The following is an 18,663-nucleotide window of genomic DNA, read 5'->3' as shown; positions in this document are numbered from 1 at the left end:
GCCGCTTGCTTTGCCGGTCGGAAAGAAGAAGATAAGTAACGTGATCTGGATTGAGGGAGAGCGGCATGAAAAAGTCGTTTGGGGCGCAATTGAGCCGCCGTCGGACACTGGGTTTCGTGGCCGGTCTGCCATTGTTGATGATGGGGGGCAGGGGCGAAGCTTCCGATGACCTGACCTTTGATGAGCTCTACGGCAAGATCAGCGTTCTGGGGCTCGAATTCTCCGAAAAGGTAAAGGAGCTTGCCGGAAAGCCGGTTGCGATGCGCGGCTTCATGGCGCCACCGCTGAAAGCAGAAGCGCAATTTTTCGTGCTGACCGAAGTGCCCATGTCCATCTGCCCCTTTTGTTCGTCCGATTCCGATTGGCCCGACAATATCGTCGTCGTCTACCTCAACCGCAAACAGACCTTCACACAGCCGAACGAGACGATCGAGGTGCGCGGCACGCTTGAGGTCGGCTCATGGACCGATCCCGATACCGGGTTCGTCAGTCGCCTGAGAATCCGCGACGCCGCATACCAGGCGGTCTGAACATGCTTTCGTTGCATATTGATGGCCTGATCAAGTCGTTTCCCGGGCTGGATGGCCCTGTCCTTCGGATAGATTCCCTGGCATTCTCTCCCGGAGATCGAGTTGCCGTGACCGGCGGCTCCGGTTCCGGCAAGAGCACATTCATCAATGTCGTTACCGGTTTGGAACGGGTTACGACCGGCAAGGTCGTCTGGAACGGGCGAGATATCGCTCGGCTCTCGGAAACATCGCGCGATCGCTGGCGGGCTGAGCATGTCGGCCTCGTCATGCAGGATTTCCACTTGTTCCCGGGCCTTTCCGCCGTTGAGAACGTGCTTCTGCCGGCGCGGCTTGCGCGCGTCGCCGATGCGGCGATGGTCACCCGGGCCCATGAATTGTTGAAGACCGTTGGCCTTTCCCGGCCGGATCAGAAGATCGAGACGATGTCGCGCGGCGAGATGCAGCGCGTGGCGATCGCCCGCGCGCTTCTGCGCAAGCCGGGCGTGATCGTTGCCGATGAACCGACTGCAAGTCTGGATGCGGAGGCGGGCGAGACCGTCGGCCGGCTGCTGCTCGACATGGCAGCGGAGACGAAGAGTACGCTGATCGTAGTTTCACACGACCAACGCCTGACCGATCGGCTGGATCGTCGCCTCACCCTCCGTGCCGGACGTATCGTCGCCGATAGCATGCGTGAAGAGGTGGCGGCATGATTCGCTTCATCCTGTCCGATCTGCGCCGTCTCTGGGCCGGTGCCGCCGTCGTGATACTCCTCGTGGCGCTTGCGACGGCGCTGGGCGTCACCGTCACGCTGCAAGAGCGGGCTTTGCGTCTGGGCAGTGCCCGGGCGGCGGACAAGTTCGACCTCGTCATCGGCGCGGCGGGGAGCGAAACCCAGCTTGTCCTGTCCTCCGTTTTCCTCCAGCCCGCTCCCTTGCCGCTGATGCCGGGCGAAGTCCTGGCGAAGCTCTCGAAGGATTCGCGGGTCGCCTGGGCAGCGCCCGTGGGCTTCGGGGACTCCTTCGCCGGCTATCCGCTGGTTGGCACGACGCGCGCCTTGATTTCCAGCACCGTCTCCGGTTTTGCGGAAGGCCGCATGTTCGAGCAGGAAGGCGAAGCCGTGCTGGGTGCGGCCGTCAAGCTGCCGGTCGGTGCAGAAATCAAGCCGATGCACGGCACGGCTGCGACGGGCGGAGAGACCCATGCGGGCGTCGTCTATCATGTCGCGGGTAAACTGCGGCCAACGGGCACGCCGTGGGACCGCGCCATTCTGGTGCCGATCCAGGCCGTCTGGCATGTCCATGGACTCGGTCACGAGCATGGACACGAAGAGGAAGAACATCACGAAGGCGACGCGCCTGAAGTGACGCCCGCTGCCGCAGCCACCGATGAGCACGGCCATAGCCCTCTGGAAGCCGCGCAGGAACACGATCACGAGAACGAGGTGGCAGCCGCCGAAGAGCATGATGAGGACCACGACGACCATGCCCTCGACGGGGATGCCCCGATCGTTGAAGATTTTTCCGCCGACACTCCAGGCCTCCCTGCGGTGCTGGTGAAGCCGAAGACGATTGCGGACGCCTACAAGCTGCGGCAGGAATATCGCAGTGGCAATACGCTGGCCGTTTTTCCAGGCGAAGTGCTGACCGGCCTCTATGCCACGCTCGGCGATGCCAAACTGGTCTTGAGCGCCGTGGCAGCGGGTTCGCAGGGCCTCGTGGCGGCGGCGCTGGTTCTCGTCACCGTCACGCATATCGGCCAGCGGCGACGCCAGATCGGTGCGCTCCGGGCGTTCGGAGCGCCACGGCTTTCGGTCTTCGCGATCGTCTGGCTGGAACTCTTTTCCCTGGTCGCGCTCGGCATCGGCCTGGGTTTCCTGGCAGGTCTGGTCGCCGCCGAGGTGATTGCCGGTCTCTTCACGGCCGAGAGCGGCATCGTGTTGCCGGTCGAATTCACCTATGAGGATCTGCAGCTCGCGCTTGTCCTCCTCGGCGTCTCGGCCGTGCTGTCGGCCGTACCGGCAATCCTGGCCTATCGCCAGTCGCCGGCAACAGCCCTTCGTGCTTAAGCCAACGCCCTGATCGATGCGATCAGCTCGTCCTCGATATCGAGGCCCTGTTCGATCGCCGTTCGGCGGGAGGTCTGGCCGCGCCGGCCGGGCAGGCGAACACCCTCTTCGGCTGTCATCTCTCGCGCCAGTTCGGCGATCCGTTCGGCGGCCGATCCGGTCCCGGCAGAAGGATCGATAACGATCAGCATTTGCCCGACGGAAGGCGGCGTGCCTTTCTCCTCCATGAACGAACTGGCCTCGTAGGAGAAATTCGATCCCGTCAGGCCCGCCGCAAGTATTTCCACCATCAGCGCCAGCGCCGCGCCTTTGGCTCCGCCGGAAGGCGCCATGAGGCCCTTCAACGCTTCGTTAGGGTCGGTCGTCGGCCTGCCCTCCCGGTCGAAGGCCCAGCCTTCCGGAATGTCCACGCCCTTCTGCTTGGCGGCCATGATCTTGCCGGCCGCCACGGTGGAGAGCGCCAGATCGATGACCAGCGGGTCCTCGCCTGCTACCGGCGCGGCAAACGCAATCGGGTTGGTGCCGAACAGGCGTTTCCTCCCGCCCCAAGCGGCCATGGAGGCCGGCGCATTGGCGAACATCAGCGCCACGAGATCCAGTTCGGCAAACCTCTCGACTGTCAGCGCCATGACGCCGGCATGGTGCGAGCGATGGACGAGGCCAAGCGCGACGCCCTGCTTGCGGGCGATTGCGGGCAATTCCGCGACGGCAAGGTCAAAGGCCGGATAGGCGTAACCGAGCGCAGCGTCGACAGAAAGCACCGCCGGCCGGGGTCGCGTGGCGACCGGCCTTGCCTTTCCGTCCACCTTGCCGCTGCGCGCCTGGCCTATATAGGCCGGAATGCGCCTGAGCCCATGACCGTATTGCCCGGCGGCCTCCGCATGCACGAGCGCGCGTGCGACGGAACGGGCGGTCTCGGTGAGGACGCCATTGGCTTCGAAAACGCTCTTCACGAGCGCTTCGGTTTCTTCGAGGGTCATGTGCATGAAAGGATATCCAGGCTGGTTACGGATGGTTATCCTGCATATAGCCCGATAATCACAGGCAGGTTAGTGCCTGATCGAGATAACTTGCCACACCCGAAGGCGGCGCGGGGATCGGGGAGGCGCGCCGCACGGCCGAGATGATATAGCTGTCGATCGCGGAATCGCCGGAGGAGCGAGAGAGCGAGACGCTGGTGACGTTGCCGCGGCCATCGAAGCTGAAGCGTACTGCCGCCGTCCCTGTGCCATCGCCCGGGCATCTGCGCGCTGTTCTGGCGAGCTTCGCCTGCACACGGGATTTCCACTTGGCCGGCGAAATCGATTGCGAGAAGAAGCCTGCCGAGTTCTGGCTGGCGGCGGTGCGGTCCGATTGCCTGGCCTGAACTTTCGCCTCGGCCATATCCTGGCGAGCCTGCTGTTGTTGCTGCTTCGGCTTCTGGGTCCTCTTGGCCTGTTCCTTCCTGGGCTCGGGTTTCTTCGCTTCATCCGGTTTTGGCGGCTCAGGCCGCATCATCGGCAACGGCACCTCGACATTTTCCAGCGCAGCCGTCATCTGCTCCTCGATCGGGTCGATCTCTTCGACAGGCTCCGGTGGCGGCTCTGGAATGGTCTGGGTGATCTGGGGTTCCGGCTCCGGCATTTCCCGAGGCGGTTCTTCGATCACGGGTTCGGCCGGCGTTGGCTCCACCGGCTCCGCGATCTGCTGCTGCGGCGGCTCGACCGGTTCCGGCGTCGGCTCTGGTGCGGGTTCGGGTTGCGGTTCCTCGGCCGGCTCCGTCTGCTCGCTCTTGACCTCCTCCTGATCCTGCTGGTCGGGGGAAATCTGGTCCTCTTCGGTATTGACGGCCTCGGGTTCCGGAGCAAGCTCGATCATGATCGCGGCCGGCGGCGAATTGTCGGCCGGCGCATCCGGCGTTTCCTGCATGAGAAGCGCTGCAGCGCCGATATGCACCGAAAGCATCAGCAGCCCGGCAACGCTCCACAGCGCCAGTTCGCCGGCGCGCCCGCTCGGGCCTGCCTGCGAGACGACGAGGCTCATGGTGCAGCTCCCGGGGAGGGCGTGGCCGGTGGAGCCTGCGGCTGCGGAGATGGCGCTTCGGTAGCACCGGCAGATGGTGTGGGCTGTACCGGGACGGTTTCGAGCCCCACCAGCGCGATCTTCAAATAACCGGCGTCCCGCAGGAGGTTCATGACTTCCATGAACTGCCCGTAGTCGACGGCCTTGTCGGCACGCAGGAAGATCCGCGTATCCTTGTCGCCCTCTGTCACAGCACCGAGCGCTGCCGCCAGCTGGTCGCGGGCCACGGCATCATTGCCGATGTTGAGGCTCAGATCCTCCTTCACGGTCAGGTAGAGGGGCTCGTCCGGCCGTTCGGCCGGCTTGGCGGTCGAGGCAGGGAGGTCGACATTGACGTCGACGGTCGCAAGCGGCGCGGCCACCATGAAGATGATCAAGAGCACCAGCATGACGTCGATGAACGGCGTCACGTTGATTTCGTGGTTCTCCGAAAGGTCGTCGCCATGATGTTCGCGAATGCCGCCGGCCATGGTCGATCAGCCTCCTGCCACCAGCGAGACCGGCGTCTTGCGGGCTCCCGGCGGGATCTTGCGGAAATCGAGGTCGCGGCTGACCAGCCGCTCGACGCCGGCGGCCGCGTCCGCCAGAAGCTGCCGGTAACCGGTGATGGAGCGGGCGAAGACGTTGTAGATGACGACGGCGGGAATGGCGGCGACAAGGCCGATTGCGGTCGCGAGCAAGGCTTCCGCAATGCCCGGTGCGACGACGGCCAGATTGGTCGTGTTGGACTGGGAGATGCCGATGAAGGAATTCATGATGCCCCAGACCGTGCCGAACAGGCCGACGAAGGGTGCCGTGGAGCCGATCGTCGCAAGCACGCCGGTGCCGCGCGACATACGCCGGCCGGCATAGGCCTCGATGCGGGAAAGAACCGAGCCGACGCGCTCCTTGATGCCGTCGCCGTGAGCATGGTCGAGCGCGGCTTCGGATAGCTGCATCTCCTCGGCGGCGGCGCGTAGCATCAGTGCGGCAGGCCCGCCGCGGCTGCCGGCTGCATTGACCGCTTCCGAAAGTGTGCGGGATGTGCGGATGGTCTTCAAAGTCCGGCCTGCGCGGGCGCGGGCGCCGGCAAGCTCAAGCGTCTTGGCAAGCCAGACGGTCCAGGTGACGAGCGAGGCGAAGGCAAGTCCCAGCATCACGCCCTTGACCACCCAGTCGGCCGCCATGAACATGCCCCACGGTGAAAGATCATGCGGCAGGTCGGAGCGGCGTTCCGGTTCGAGGAACTGTGTGAACACATCGACGGGCTCTCGCGCAACCGGCTGTTCTTCCTGTTCGTCGGCCGTCGGCTGCGCACCGTTGTCTGTGTCGCGCTGCACGGTCGAAGAAGCAGGCGCTGAGGTTTCTGGCTGCAAGGGTGTCGTTGCCTGTCGAACTTCGTTCGGTGCTGTGCCGGATGGTGCAGGTGCAGTCTGCGTTTCGGTCGTAGCGACGGACGGGGCAGAAGGAGCCGGAGCGACGGATTGAGCGGGCTCGGTTGCTTGCGGGGCAGCCGATTGCGTCGGCGCCGTTGCCCGCGGCGGCGTTGCCGGCTGCATCGTGGCATCCGGGGCGGGCGCTTGAGCCATCGCCGTCGGGACGGCCAGCAGCGTGGCAGCCAGTATCGTGAGCGTCATCGGGAGCCGGCTCCTGATCGGCTGGCGCATGGAAAAAGCGGGCTTCAGGATAACGGACATAACAGGCGATACTCCGGACTATTCAGCAAGGCAGACCGCGCATGGGCGCGGATCGGCATTGACGGAAACGAAGACATCGGAACGCTGTCGGCCACAGCCGATGCATTCGCGATGTTGCTGCTACCCGATAATAAACATGAGTGGGAATGGCAACTAATAAATCTTGAGAATGCCGATCAAATTCACCTTACACGGCGGCAGTTATGCCGCCGGCACGGGGATCGTTCTCGGTATGCCATAAAACAGACGGGATTATCGTGCCAGCCAGCCGCCGTCGACCGGCAGAACGATGCCGTGGATATAATCCGAAGCCGGTGCGGCGAGGAAGACGGCAGCGCCTCCGAGCTCCTCGGGCTGGCCCCAATGGCCGGCCGGAATGCGACCGAGGATCGCCGCGTTACGGTCCGGATCGTTCCGCAGCGCTTCGGTATTGTTGGTCGAGAAGTAACCGGGGGCGATGGCGTTCACATTGATGCCCTTGCTCGCCCATTCGCAGGCAAGCAGCCGGGTGAGGCCGGCAAGCCCGCTCTTGGAAGCCGTGTAGGAGGGGATGCGGATGCCGCCCTGGAAGGACAGGAGAGAGGCGATGTTGATGATCTTACCGCCCTTGCCCTCTGCAATCAGATGACGCGCGAAGGCCTGGGAGAGGAAGAAGACCGTCTTCAGGTTCACGTCCATGACCGCGTCCCAGTCGGCTTCGGTGAAATCGATCGCATCGGCGCGGCGGATGATACCGGCATTGTTGACGAGGATATCGGCTCGGCCCGTCCAGTCGAGCGTTTCCCTGATTACCCGGTCGACCGGCTCGATCGTGGCAAGGTCCGCCTGGATCGATTTGGCCCGCCCGCCTGCGGCGCTGATCGCCGCTTCCGTCTCGGCCATGGAGGATCGGCCGACCAAGGTTACATCCGCTCCGGCTCCGGCCAGCGCCACTGCGATCGCCTGGCCAAGACCTGTATTGGCGCCGGTGACAATTGCCGTCTTGCCGGTCAGGTCGAATGAAATAGCCATATCCTGTCTTCCTCCACCAAGATAAAAAAACGCCGGGAATTTCTCCCCGGCGGTTCGTAGCATTATCGAGCCAGTGCTTAAAGCGTGCGCGTGACGTGTTCGACGCGGAAGCACTCGATGATGTCGCCGGCGCGGATGTCTTCGTAGTTCTCGAAGGCCATGCCGCATTCCTGGCCGACCGGCACTTCCGAGACTTCGTCCTTGAAGCGCTTGAGCGTCTTGAGCTTGCCTTCGTGGATGACGACGTTGTCGCGGATGAGGCGGACGCCCGCACCACGCTCGACCTTGCCTTCCGTGACGCGGCAACCCGCAACCTTGCCGACCTTGGTGATGTTGAACACCTCCAGGATTTCGGCATTGCCGAGGAAGGTCTCGCGCCGTTCCGGCGAGAGCAGGCCCGACATTGCCGCCTTCACGTCATCCACGAGGTCGTAGATGATGTTGTAGTAGCGGATCTCGATACCTTGACGCTCGGCGAAGGCGCGTGCCTGGGCATTGGCACGCACGTTGAAGCCGATGATCGCCGCATCGGAGGCCTCGGCAAGCGAGATATCCGACTCGGTGATGCCGCCTGCGCCCGAATGGACGATGCGGGCGCGAACTTCGTCGGTGCCGAGCTTTTCGAGCGCACCGGCAATCGCTTCGATCGAGCCCTGCACGTCGCCCTTGATGACCAGCGGAAACTCCTTCACGCCGGAAGTCTGGAGCTGGGTCATCATCTGTTCCAGCGAACCGCGTGAACCCGACTGACGAGCCGCCGCCTTGTCGCGGGCGAGCCGCTGGCGGTATTCGGAGATCTCGCGGGCGCGGCCTTCGTTCTCGACAACGGCGAACTTGTCGCCTGCCTGGGGCGTGCCGGAAAGACCGAGCACTTCGACCGGCGTGGCGGGCCCCGCTTCCTTGACATGCTCGCCCTTGTCGTCGACGAGCGCGCGCACGCGGCCCCACTGATCGCCGGCCACGATGATCTGGCCAGGCCTCAGGGTCCCCTTCTGCACCAGCATGGTTGCGACCGAGCCACGACCACGGTCGAGCTGGGCTTCGATCACCGTGCCTTCGGCCGTCCGGTTCGGATTGGCCTTGAGGTCGAGAATTTCCGCCTGCAGCAGGATCGCTTCGAGCAGCTTGTCGAGATTGGTTCCGTTCTTGGCCGAAACCTCGACATCCAGGGTCTCGCCGCCCATGCTTTCCACGAAGACTTCGTGCTGCAGCAGTTCCGTGCGGACCTTCTGCGCATTGGCGCTCGGCTTGTCGATCTTGTTGATCGCAACGATGATTGGAACACCTGCCGCCTTGGCGTGGTTGATCGATTCGATCGTCTGCGGCATCACGCTGTCGTCAGCCGCGACCACCAGGATGGCGATGTCCGTCGCCTGGGCACCACGGGCGCGCATCGCCGTGAAGGCGGCGTGGCCGGGCGTATCGATGAAGGTGATCTTCTGGCCGTTCTGCTCCACCTGGTAGGCGCCGATATGCTGGGTGATGCCGCCTGCTTCGCCGGCGACGACGTTGGCATGGCGGATCGCGTCGAGCAGCGAGGTCTTGCCGTGATCGACATGGCCCATGATGGTAACGACCGGCGGACGCGACACCAGTTCGCCTTCGTTGTCGGCAACGTCGAAGATGCCTTCTTCGACGTCCGATTCGGAGACGCGCTTCACGGTATGGCCGAATTCGCCGGCGATGAGTTCGGCAAGGTCGGCGTCGATGACGTCGCCCGGCTTCATCATCTGGCCTTCCTTCATCAGGAACTTGATGACGTCGACGGCGCGCTCGGACATGCGCTGCGACAGTTCCTGAATGGTGATGGTCTCCGGAAGAATGACCTCGCGGACGACCTTTTCACGCGGCTCCTGCATCTGGCTGCGGCGGAATTTCTCCTGCCGGCGGCGGATGGCGGCGAGCGAACGGCCGCGCGAGCTGCCCTCGTCGTCTTCACCGCTCACCGTGGTGATGGTGAGCTTGCCGCGGCGGCGCTCTTCCTCTGTCTTCGGTCGTGCCGGAACCTTGGCAGGTGCCGGAGCCGCCACGCGGCCACGATTGGGGACGCCCCGCGGCGGACCGCGATCCTCCTCCTCCTCCTCATTGGCACGGCGACCACGACCGGCGGCCGGCTGAACGCCCGCGGGCGCCGGAGCACCTGCGGGACGCGGGGCCTGCGGGCGGGCTTCCTGGGGCCGGGCAGCCGGAGCGGCAGCACGTTCGGCCGGCCTCTCGGCAGCCGCAGGCGCCGAAGCAGGAACTCCGGCCGGAGCGGGTTCTTCGGCGGCCGGCGGCTGCAGCTTGGCTTCTTCCGCACGACGGGCGGCTTCTTCCGCTTCTTCCGCCTTGCGGCGTTCTTCCTCCACCTTGCGGAGTGCTTCTTCCTCGGCGCGACGCTTGGCTTCTTCGACCTCGCGGGCCTGGGCTTCCATCAGTGCGCGACGGCGTGCCTCCATCTCTCCGGCGGAGAGATCGTGCAGGACCTGTGGGCGTTGGGGCTGCTGGCGCTGCGGCTGACCGGACGGACCGCCGGACGGGCGCTGGCCCTGCTGCGGAAGCGGGCGCTGGCTCTGTGGCGCCGGCTGGTGGATCCGGGGTTGCGGCGCGGCCGCCTGAGGGCGTTGCTGCACCGGCTGCGCGGTCTCGGCCGGACGCTGCTGGGCGGGGGCGGGCGCAGTAAAGGCTGGCTTTTCGTCCATCGGCCGGGTTGGCCGCCGCTTCACCGTCTCGACGACGACCGCCTTCGTGCGACCGCGACCCATGTCCTGGCGCACGGTACCCTGGCTCATCCCCGATGGCTTCAGGGTGAGGGTCTTCTTTACGCCGAGTGTCTTGTCGTCTTTATTATCGGTCATTCCGTTCCTGTTCCTTCGGACAGGAACGGATGGAAGCCATCAGAACCTGTCGTTTAATCCGTACATTCCAAAATGGCGGCCGGCCTTCGCCGGTGACCGCGTCATTGTTCTCGCCGGCCAGCGCCGCCATTTGCTCCGGATTGACCGACATCGCGGTACTTTTCGAGCATGGTTGCGCGCTTCACTACACCCTCACCCGCCTGCCCTGCAAGCGCGCAAGCATGGATAAAAGCATTCTGGCCCATCACTTCGTCCAATTCCGCTCCGGTAAAGAACGAAAAGGACGGAATGTCCTCCTCGGCATCGGAGCCGAGCTTCCAGGCCTTGCGGGCCTGGTCTATTTTTCTGACGCCGTCCGGTGCCGCATCGGCGGCATGGAAAACGGCGATTGCCGCGCCCGAACGCACGGCGGCATCCACTTTCGTGGCGCCCGAGATGAACTGACCGGCTTTGCGGGCCAAGTTCATCATCCCCACCAGATCGGCCGCGAGCAGCCGGTCGACGAGTGCACCGAGATCGGCATCGGCCTTCGCCTCGGTCTTCAGCGCCCGGGCGAAGAGCTTTTTATTCACCGCCCGGTCGACAAGTGTCCGTTCCGCCTTGATCCAGCAACCGCGGCCGGGAAGCTGCCGCTTCAGGTCGGGCACGACGCGCCCGTCTGGAGAGGCCACGAAGCGGATCAGGGTTTCCGGCGGTGCAGTCTCGCGTGTGACGATGCAGGTCCGGTCGTTCACGATGATCTCGTCCCACTCGCCATCGCCGTCGGCGTCCGGCGTCTCCCGTAGCGGCATCATTCCTGTTCTGCGGCGTCCGCCTCCTCGGTCTCCGGTTCCGGCTCCGACTCCGGCTGGGCAAGATCCTCTTCGGTGATCCAGCCGGCGAGCAGACGAGCCTGCACGATCATGTTCTCGGCCTCGGTGCGGGAAACGTCGAACTTCGAGAACAGGCCTTCGAACTTCTTCGTTTCGCCGTCCTTGCGTTCGGTCCAGCCGACGAGGTCGTCGGCCGCACAGCCGGCAAAGTCCTCGATCGTCTTGATGCCGTCCTCACCGAGCGCGACCATCATCTGCGCGGTCATGCCGTTGATCTGGCGAAGCTCGTCGGACACACCGAGTTCCTTGCGCTTCGCATCGTTTTCCGCTTCGATCCGCTCCAGATAGTCGCGGGCGCGCGTCTGGATTTCCGTCGCCGTGTCCTCGTCGAAACCTTCGATCGAGGAGATTTCGTCGAGATCGACATAGGCCAGTTCCTCGACCTGCGCAAAGCCTTCCGAGGCCAGCACCTGGCCGATCATCTCGTCGACGTCGAGCGCTTCCATGAAGAGGGCGGTGCGCTCGTTGAATTCCTTCTGGCGACGTTCGGACTCTTCCTGTTCCGTCATGATGTCGATGTCCCAACCGGTAAGCTGGGAGGCAAGACGGACGTTCTGGCCGCGGCGGCCGATGGCAAGCGAGAGCTGTTCGTCCGGAACCACGACTTCGATGCGCTCGGCATCTTCGTCGAGAACCACCTTGGAGACTTCGGCCGGCTGCAGCGCGTTGACGATGAAGGACGCCGGATCTGCGGACCACGGAATGATGTCGATCTTCTCGCCTTGCAGTTCGCCGACGACGGCCTGGACTCTGGAGCCGCGCATACCGACGCAGGCACCGACCGGATCGATCGAGCTATCGTTCGAGATGACGGCGATCTTGGCGCGCGAGCCCGGATCGCGAGCGACCGACTTGATCTGGATGATACCGTCGTAGATTTCCGGCACTTCCATGGTGAAGAGCTTGACCATGAACTGCGGATGCGTGCGCGACAGGAAGATCTGCGGGCCGCGCTGCTCACGGCGGACGTCGTAGACATAAGCACGCACACGGTCGCCGTAGCGCATGTTCTCGCGCGGGATCATCTCGTCGCGGCGAATGATGCCTTCGCCACGTCCGAGGTCGACGATGACGTTGCCGTATTCGACGCGCTTGACGGTACCGTTGACGATCTCGCCGACACGGTCCTTGAACTCGTCGAACTGACGGTCACGCTCGGCTTCACGGACCTTCTGTACGATCACCTGTTTGGCAGACTGCGCGGCGATGCGGCCGAAATCCATCGGCGGCAGCGGATCGGCGATGAAGTCGCCGATCTTGGCGTCGGGGTTGCGGTCGCGGGCAAGCGCCAGCGGAATCTGGGTCGAATAGTCCTCGGCGTGGTCCACCACTTCCAGGAGGCGCTGCAGTCGGATTTCGCCGGTCTTGGAATTGATGTCGGCACGGATATTGGTTTCCGAACCGTAGCGGGAGCGGGCAGCCTTCTGGATGGCGTCGGCCATCGCGGCCAGCACGATTTCGCGGTCGATGACCTTTTCGCGCGCCACTGCATCCGCGATCTGCAGAAGTTCAAGCCGGTTCGCACTCACTGCCATTGTCGTTGGTCTCCGTAGGTCGCTTGTTATGGCCTCTTCTTGAAGGGCCATTGTGTCTTGTTCGGTTATTCGTCGTCTTCGTCGTTCTGGTTCGCGGCCTGCGTCTTGGCGAGCTTGTCGGCTCGCAGCGCTTCGCGGATCAGATCGTCGGTCAGAATGAGCTTTGCCTCGGCCAGCGCCGAAAAGGGGATTGTCACTCGTGGTTCCTCACCATAGGCGACCTGGTCCCGCTCGAGTGTGAAACCTTCCGCATCCGTTTCCGTGATCCTGCCGCGGAACCGCTTGCGATTGTCGATCATGATCGACGTTTCGCATTTGACGAGATGGCCCTTCCAGCGGGTGAAATCCGACTTGCGGACCATCGGGCGATCGATGCCCGGCGAGGATACTTCGAGATGATACGCCTTATCGATCGGATCTTCCACATCCAGAACGGGCGAAATGGCCGTGGATACGGCTTCGCAACCCTCGACATCCATGGTTCCGTCGTTGCGCTCGGCCATGATCTGCAGCGTCAGGCCGTTCTGGTTCAGCATACGCACGCGAACCAGCCGGTAATCCATGGCGGTCAGCACCGGCTCGATGATTTCGGCGATCCTGAGGTCGAGCCCGGTCTCGATGATGAGACGCGGCTCGGTTTCGGTTTGTGGCATAAGCTCTCCGGTTCATTGCCCTCGTCCAGCGTTCCGGCCGAGGTTGGAGCGATCGCCTAACAAAAAAGAGCGGGTCCGGCCGGGCCCACTCTTCATCGGACGATCAAGAATATGGCTTGCATATACGCTCTCAGGCCCCGGATTGCAAGAGTTGCCTCTTTCGTTGGTCCGAACCGCTGGAATTTGCATAAGCTCGGTCTATAACCGTTTGTAACGACGCACGAAAGAACGAGGATGCAAAGTGCCCGATCGGATATCGACTCTCGCTCCCTTCCGGCACCAAACATTCAGGACGATCTGGATCGCCAGCCTCGCATCCAATTTCGGCAGCCTCATCCAGGCCGTCGGCGCCGCCTGGATGATGACGTCCATATCCGAATCGCAAGACATGGTTGCGCTGGTCCAGGCCTCGACCGCCTTGCCGATCATGCTCTTCTCGATGATCGCCGGCGCGCTCGCCGACAATTTCAACCGGCGCAGCCTGATGTTGACGGCGCAGGTCTTCATGCTCGTCGTTTCGATAACGCTCACGGTCTTCGCCTATCTCGACCTGCTCACCCCCTGGCTGCTGCTTGCCTTCACTTTCCTGCTCGGCTGTGGCGTAGCGCTCAACAATCCTTCCTGGCAGGCATCCGTCGGCGATATGGTACCGCGCGAAGTCCTTCCGGCGGCGGTGACGATCAACAGCGTCGGCTTCAACATCACCCGCAGCCTCGGCCCGGCGATCGGCGGTGCGATCGTCGCTGCAGGGGGGGCTGCTGCGGCATTTGCCGTCAACTCCTGCAGCTATTTCACACTGATCTATGCGCTTTTGCGGTGGAAACCTGAAAAGCGCGACGACGTGCTGCCGCGGGAAACGCTTTTACGCGCGCTTTCGGCTGGTTTCGGCTACGTGGTTATGTCGCCGAACATCCTGAACGTTCTGTTTCGCGCCTTGGTCTTCGGCATCTCGGCAAGCGCCATCCTAGCGCTTTTGCCGATCGTCGCACGCGACCTCGTCTCCGGCGGCCCGCTCACCTACGGCATCATGCTCGGCGCTTTCGGGGTCGGCGCGATCGCCGGCGCCATGGCCAATTCACGCCTGCGCGAGAAGATGTCGAGCGAAATGATCGTCCGGCTGTCTTTCCTCGGCTTCGCGGCGAGCGCCGCCGTCATCGGCCTGAGCTCAAGCGCCTGGGTCACGACGTTTGCCCTTCTCGTTCCGGGGGCTTGCTGGGTCCTGGCGCTCTCGCTTTTCAATACGACCGTACAGCTTTCCACGCCGCGCTGGGTGGTCGGACGGGCGCTCTCGTTTTATCAAACCGCAGCCTTCGGAGGTATTGCCGGGGGGAGCTGGCTATGGGGCGTCCTGTCGGAGACATTAGGAGTTTCGATCGCATTGACACTGTCCAGCCTTGCCATGCTGGTGGGGGTGGTGATCGGGCTTCGTCTCGCCCTGCCGCAGTTCGTTGATCTCAACCTCGATCCGGTGAACCGGTTCAGCGCCCCATCGCTGAGGCTCGATCTGCAGATGCGCAGCGGGCCGATCGTATCATTGGTGGACTACACCATCGCCGACGAGGACGTGCCTGAATTCCTGACCCTCATGTCGCGTCGGCGGCGCATTCGCATTCGTGATGGCGCGCGGCAATGGGCGCTGATGCGGGATCTCGAACATCCGGAGATCTGGACCGAGACGTATCACACGGCGACCTGGGCCGATTACGTCAGGCATAACCAGCGCAGGACCCAGGCGGATGCCGAGGTATGGGATGCGATCCGCCGTCTCCATCGCGGCGAGGAGGGCCCGCGCGCCCACCGCATGATCGAACGCCAGACCATCCCGCCGCGAAATGACGTGTTCCACAAATCACCACCTGATCTGCATCACTGAGGCACGGGCGTATGTTTTCCTTTCGAAAAGCGAGCCATTCCGATCTGTCCTCCATCGTTGGCCTTCTGGCTGACGATCCTCTCGGCCGGTCGCGCGAAATTGTCTCCGATCCGGTCGATCCCTGCTATGAGCAGGCTTTCGCGGCGATCGAAATGGATGAAAACCAGCTTCTCGCCGTTGCGGTGGATGATGGGGACAGGGTGGTCGGCTGCCTGCAGCTCTCCTTCATTCCCGGCCTCTCGCGCGCCGGCATGTGGCGGGGTCAGATCGAGAGCGTGCGTATCGCAGCTAATCAGCGTGGCAGCGGGCTTGGATCGCAGTTCATCGAATGGGCGGTACAACAGGCGGCGGAGCGCCGCTGCAAGCTGGTGCAACTGACCTCCGACAAGGCGCGGCCCGACGCCATCCGGTTTTATGAGAAGCTCGGTTTCACCGCGAGCCATGAAGGACTGAAACGCAGTCTCTGACTACCTGATCCTTCCTTTGAGGGAAGGGTCGGGGAAGCAGGTGGGTTGAAGCCCGTTCTTCGCCTGCCAGTCGCCCAGCGAGCGGCGGGTCTTGTAGCCTGGCAGACCGTCGACATTGCCGACATCATATCCCCTGGCGACCAGCGCCTTCTGCATGGCGAGCACGTCCGAACGCAGCATTTTTCCGACATCGCCCCAGCTTGCCCGGAACGGTCCGCCACCATTGGCGATGCGGTCGGCCAGGTTGCCGATGAAGAGCGCGTAGAGGTCGGAATTATTGTATTGCTTGAGCACGTAGAAATTCGGCGTGACGATGAATTCCGGCCCGTGCCGCCCGGCGGGAAGCAGCATCATTCCGGCAGCCTTGAGATCGGCGGAAGGGAACGCCTTCCCGGAAATGCGGGTGATGCCGGCCGCCACCCAGGTCGAGACCGGCTTTGCAAGGTCAGGCCCTTCCTGCGCACATGAGACATTGGCCGGAATGGTGACCTCGAACCCCCAGTCGCGGCCGCGTTGCCAGCCTTCCTTCTGCAGGTAATGGGCAATCGAGGCGAGCGCGTCCGGCACCGAATTCCAGATATCGGCATGCCCGTCGCGATCGAAGTCGACGGCATATTTCAGGTAGCTCGACGGCATGAACTGCGGCTGGCCGAGCGCGCCCGCCCACGATCCTTTCATGGTCGCCGCATCGACATCGCCGCGTTCGATCATCGTCAGCGCGGCGATCAGTTCCTCGCGGAACATCTGCTTGCGAGTCGACATGAAGGCTTTGGTTGCGAGCACCTGCACGGCGGAATAGGGCAGTTTTGCGCGCCCGAAGCCTGACTCGCGGCCCCAGATGGCCACGACGATCTCGCCCGGCACGCCATAAGCCGCCTCGATCTTCTTCAGCGTTGCTGCATGGGTGGAAAAAAGCCCGCGCCCGGTCGCCGTCAGACCCTGCAGCCGCTTCTCCGAAAAATAGGCACCCGGCGATGAGAACTCCGCCTGGCTCTGGTCCTGCTGTTTCGGAGGCTTCGTGCCTGGCGGCAGGAGATCGGGCAGGGTCCAGTTCAGAGCGATGCCCCGGAATGCGGCCTTCAGCGTCCTCTCGGAAATCCCCGCCCTCTTCGCGTCAGGACCAAGGTCGCTGACAATCCACCGCTGGAATTGCTTTTCGATGTCCGGCCGGTTCTGCGCGAGGGAGGGGAGGGGAAAAAGCATCGCCATTGCCGCGAAAAGCAACGCGGCCATGCGTCTGAAAACACCCCCCTCTGGCCTGCCGGCCATCTCCCCCTCAAGGGGGGAGATCGATTTGGTGCTACGTCTCGCCCACCTCAAACCTCGCGATTGGAGCGGTGTGGGAGCATCTTGCTGATCTCCCCACCTGTGGGGGAGATGGCCGGCAGGCCAGAGGGGGGCGAGCTTGCTCATCGGTCTCCTTCCGAAACTCTATATCGCCGTCCGTGCCCTGAGCGCCGCCGTCAGCGTGCCCTCGTCGAGATAGTCGAGCTCGCCGCCGACCGGCACGCCATGCGCAAGCCGTGTGATCTTCACGTCGATGCCGGAAAGCTGGTCGGTGATGTAATGCGCCGTCGTCTGCCCCTCGACGGTGGCGTTGACGGCGATGATGACCTCACGGATGCCGCCCTCGTTCACCCGGTCGATCAGCCCGCGGATGTTGAGATCGTCCGGGCCGATGCCATCGAGCGGCGAGAGCGTGCCGCCGAGCACGTGATAGGCGGCATTCATCGCGCCGGCGCGTTCCAGCGCCCAGAGGTCGGACACGTCCTCCACGACGATCAGGACCGACTGGTCGCGCCGCTCGTCGGTGCACACGCTACAGGGATCGACGGTATCGACATTGCCGCAGCGCGAGCAGATTTTCACCTTGTCATAGGCCTCGCCCATGGCATGCGACAGGGGACCGAGAAGCTGCTCCTTCTTCTTGATGAGATGCAGCGCCGCCCGGCGTGCGGAGCGGGGCCCGAGGCCCGGGACCTTCGCCAGAAGCTGGATGAGTTTTTCGATTTCGGGGCCGGTGACTCGCTTTGCCATGCGGCGCTTGTACCTCAAATGCCGGTAAAACGGAATCGCCCAGGAACCGGCGCTCCACAAAACCTGTGGCCGAACCGGAAGCCGTGTTTCAACGCGCCGCGATGGCCGCTGCCGCACCCGCCATCGTTCCGGCCGAGAAACGGTTGGCGATCCTGACGGCGCGCGGGCTTTTCAGGAACTGCCGAGCCTTGGCGGCGAGCAGCACCCAGGCGAGGTCGACCACGACCAGGACGATGAACATCGCGGCAACCAGTTCCAGCCAGCCGGTCAGCGTCACGCCGCCGAGGTCGATGATTGAAGGCAGGAGCGCTACGTAAAACATCATGATCTTCGGATTGCCGAGCGTCACGGTCAGCCCGGTAAAGAACATCTTCAGCGCCGAGCGGCTTTCGGGGAGGGCCTCACCGGGGCCGGCAGGTTCGGCAAACCACATTTTCCAGGCAAGATAGAGCAGGTAACAGACGCCGATCCACTTGATCGCCACGAAGACGATGTGGAAGCTCTCAGCAATCGCAGCAAGGCCGGCCACCGCGAAGGAGAGCCACACGGCTTCGCCCACCCACATCGCCGCCAGGAAGGGCAGCACGTCGCGGTAGCCCTTGGAAAGCACGCGGGCGACGAGCGCAGCAATGCTCGGGCCTGGCGAACCCGCGGCGACGAACAGCGCCGCCGCGAAGACCAGAAGCGATGTCAGTGTCATTGGAGCCTCCTATCCCTCCGATGGAATGATCAGAACGGCAATTTCATGCCGGGCGGGATCGGCAGGCCGGCAGTCAGTTCCTTGGTCTTTTCGGCGGCAAGCTGCTCGGCGCGTTCCTTGGCGGCCTTGTGGGCCGCGACGATCAGGTCTTCGAGGATTTCGACATCGTCTTCCTTGAAGAGCGACGGGTCGATCTTGAGGCCGAGCATTTCGCCCTTGCCGTTGAGCCTGACGGTGACGAGGCCGCCGCCGGATGTGCCTTCGACGTCGAGAGCGGCGATCTCCGCCTGCATCTTCTCCATCTTGGCCTGCATTTCCTTGACCTTGCCCATCATGCCCATGATGTCGCGCATCTCTCTGTCCT

Annotated in this window: 18 protein-coding genes; 5 read left to right on the top strand and 13 right to left on the bottom strand. The window is 63.5% G+C overall.

What is annotated here, in order from left to right; genetic code table 11:
• The first annotated feature begins 65 nt into the window (after positions 1 to 65).
• The 3 genes from JL39_RS14455 to JL39_RS14445 are packed head-to-tail and all read left to right on the top strand — an operon-like array spanning position 66 to position 2,577.
• Entirely contained in the window at positions 66 to 530 is a 465-nt protein-coding gene (locus JL39_RS14455) for a hypothetical protein (protein ID WP_037151678.1), read from the top strand.
• A gap of 2 nt (positions 531 to 532) precedes the next feature.
• Entirely contained in the window at positions 533 to 1,222 is a 690-nt protein-coding gene (locus JL39_RS14450) for an ABC transporter ATP-binding protein (RefSeq protein ID WP_037151677.1), read from the top strand.
• On the top strand, positions 1,219 to 2,577 hold the full coding sequence (locus tag JL39_RS14445; protein ID WP_037151676.1) for an ABC transporter permease: 1,359 nt from the start codon (positions 1,219 to 1,221) through the stop codon (positions 2,575 to 2,577). The genes JL39_RS14450 and JL39_RS14445 overlap by 4 nt, the downstream gene beginning before the upstream one ends.
• Here JL39_RS14445 and JL39_RS14440 read toward each other — a convergent pair.
• From JL39_RS14440 to rimP, 9 genes are all read right to left on the bottom strand, one after another.
• Entirely contained in the window at positions 2,574 to 3,563 is a 990-nt protein-coding gene (locus JL39_RS14440; RefSeq protein ID WP_037151675.1) for an Ldh family oxidoreductase, read from the bottom strand. The two genes, JL39_RS14445 and JL39_RS14440, sit on opposite strands and share 4 nt — an antisense overlap.
• A gap of 52 nt (positions 3,564 to 3,615) precedes the next feature.
• Entirely contained in the window at positions 3,616 to 4,599 is a 984-nt protein-coding gene (locus JL39_RS14435) for a TonB family protein (protein WP_037151673.1), read from the bottom strand.
• Positions 4,596 to 5,108, bottom strand: coding sequence for a TonB system transport protein ExbD (gene exbD / locus JL39_RS14430; protein ID WP_037151671.1), 513 nt, complete (start codon positions 5,106 to 5,108; stop codon positions 4,596 to 4,598). The genes JL39_RS14435 and exbD overlap by 4 nt, the downstream gene beginning before the upstream one ends.
• A 6-nt stretch (positions 5,109 to 5,114) precedes the next feature.
• Positions 5,115 to 6,314, bottom strand: coding sequence for a tonB-system energizer ExbB (gene exbB, locus JL39_RS14425; protein ID WP_244446890.1), 1,200 nt, complete (start codon positions 6,312 to 6,314; stop codon positions 5,115 to 5,117).
• 252 nt (positions 6,315 to 6,566) lie between these two features.
• Entirely contained in the window at positions 6,567 to 7,325 is a 759-nt protein-coding gene (gene kduD / locus JL39_RS14420) for a 2-dehydro-3-deoxy-D-gluconate 5-dehydrogenase KduD (RefSeq protein ID WP_037151668.1), read from the bottom strand.
• 77 nt (positions 7,326 to 7,402) lie between these two features.
• Complete coding sequence (gene infB / locus JL39_RS14415; protein WP_037151667.1) at positions 7,403 to 10,162, bottom strand: translation initiation factor IF-2; 2,760 nt, start codon at positions 10,160 to 10,162, stop codon at positions 7,403 to 7,405.
• A gap of 101 nt (positions 10,163 to 10,263) precedes the next feature.
• The gene (locus JL39_RS14410) at positions 10,264 to 10,953 is read right to left on the bottom strand and encodes an RNA-binding protein (RefSeq protein WP_037151881.1); all 690 of its coding nucleotides are present in this window, start codon (positions 10,951 to 10,953) and stop codon (positions 10,264 to 10,266) included.
• A complete protein-coding gene (nusA, locus tag JL39_RS14405; RefSeq protein WP_037151664.1) occupies positions 10,953 to 12,569 on the bottom strand; it encodes a transcription termination factor NusA in 1,617 nt (538 codons plus the stop codon). The genes JL39_RS14410 and nusA overlap by 1 nt, the downstream gene beginning before the upstream one ends.
• 65 nt (positions 12,570 to 12,634) lie before the next feature.
• A complete protein-coding gene (gene rimP / locus JL39_RS14400; RefSeq protein WP_037151662.1) occupies positions 12,635 to 13,222 on the bottom strand; it encodes a ribosome maturation factor RimP in 588 nt (195 codons plus the stop codon).
• A gap of 241 nt (positions 13,223 to 13,463) precedes the next feature.
• Between rimP and JL39_RS14395 the strand changes: the two genes are divergently transcribed.
• Complete coding sequence (locus JL39_RS14395; protein WP_037151659.1) at positions 13,464 to 15,095, top strand: MFS transporter; 1,632 nt, start codon at positions 13,464 to 13,466, stop codon at positions 15,093 to 15,095.
• 11 nt (positions 15,096 to 15,106) lie between these two features.
• A complete protein-coding gene (locus JL39_RS14390; protein WP_037151656.1) occupies positions 15,107 to 15,562 on the top strand; it encodes a GNAT family N-acetyltransferase in 456 nt (151 codons plus the stop codon).
• Here the strand turns inward: JL39_RS14390 and JL39_RS14385 are convergent, their stop codons facing one another.
• The 4 genes from JL39_RS14385 to JL39_RS14370 form a co-directional block, all read right to left on the bottom strand.
• Entirely contained in the window at positions 15,563 to 16,795 is a 1,233-nt protein-coding gene (locus tag JL39_RS14385) for a lytic murein transglycosylase (RefSeq protein WP_037151654.1), read from the bottom strand.
• A 198-nt stretch (positions 16,796 to 16,993) separates the two neighbouring features.
• On the bottom strand, positions 16,994 to 17,599 hold the full coding sequence (gene recR / locus JL39_RS14380) for a recombination mediator RecR (protein ID WP_037151651.1): 606 nt from the start codon (positions 17,597 to 17,599) through the stop codon (positions 16,994 to 16,996).
• Between the two features lie 88 nt (positions 17,600 to 17,687).
• The gene (locus tag JL39_RS14375; protein ID WP_037151648.1) at positions 17,688 to 18,299 is read right to left on the bottom strand and encodes a LysE family translocator; all 612 of its coding nucleotides are present in this window, start codon (positions 18,297 to 18,299) and stop codon (positions 17,688 to 17,690) included.
• A gap of 29 nt (positions 18,300 to 18,328) precedes the next feature.
• Complete coding sequence (locus JL39_RS14370) at positions 18,329 to 18,652, bottom strand: YbaB/EbfC family nucleoid-associated protein (RefSeq protein WP_037151643.1); 324 nt, start codon at positions 18,650 to 18,652, stop codon at positions 18,329 to 18,331.
• Between the last annotated feature and the right edge of the window lie 11 nt (positions 18,653 to 18,663).

Source organism: Rhizobium sp. YS-1r (genome assembly GCF_000757525.1).
Taxonomy (GTDB): domain Bacteria; phylum Pseudomonadota; class Alphaproteobacteria; order Rhizobiales; family Rhizobiaceae; genus Neorhizobium; species Neorhizobium petrolearium.
This window is presented reverse-complemented; position numbering and strand designations above follow the sequence as displayed.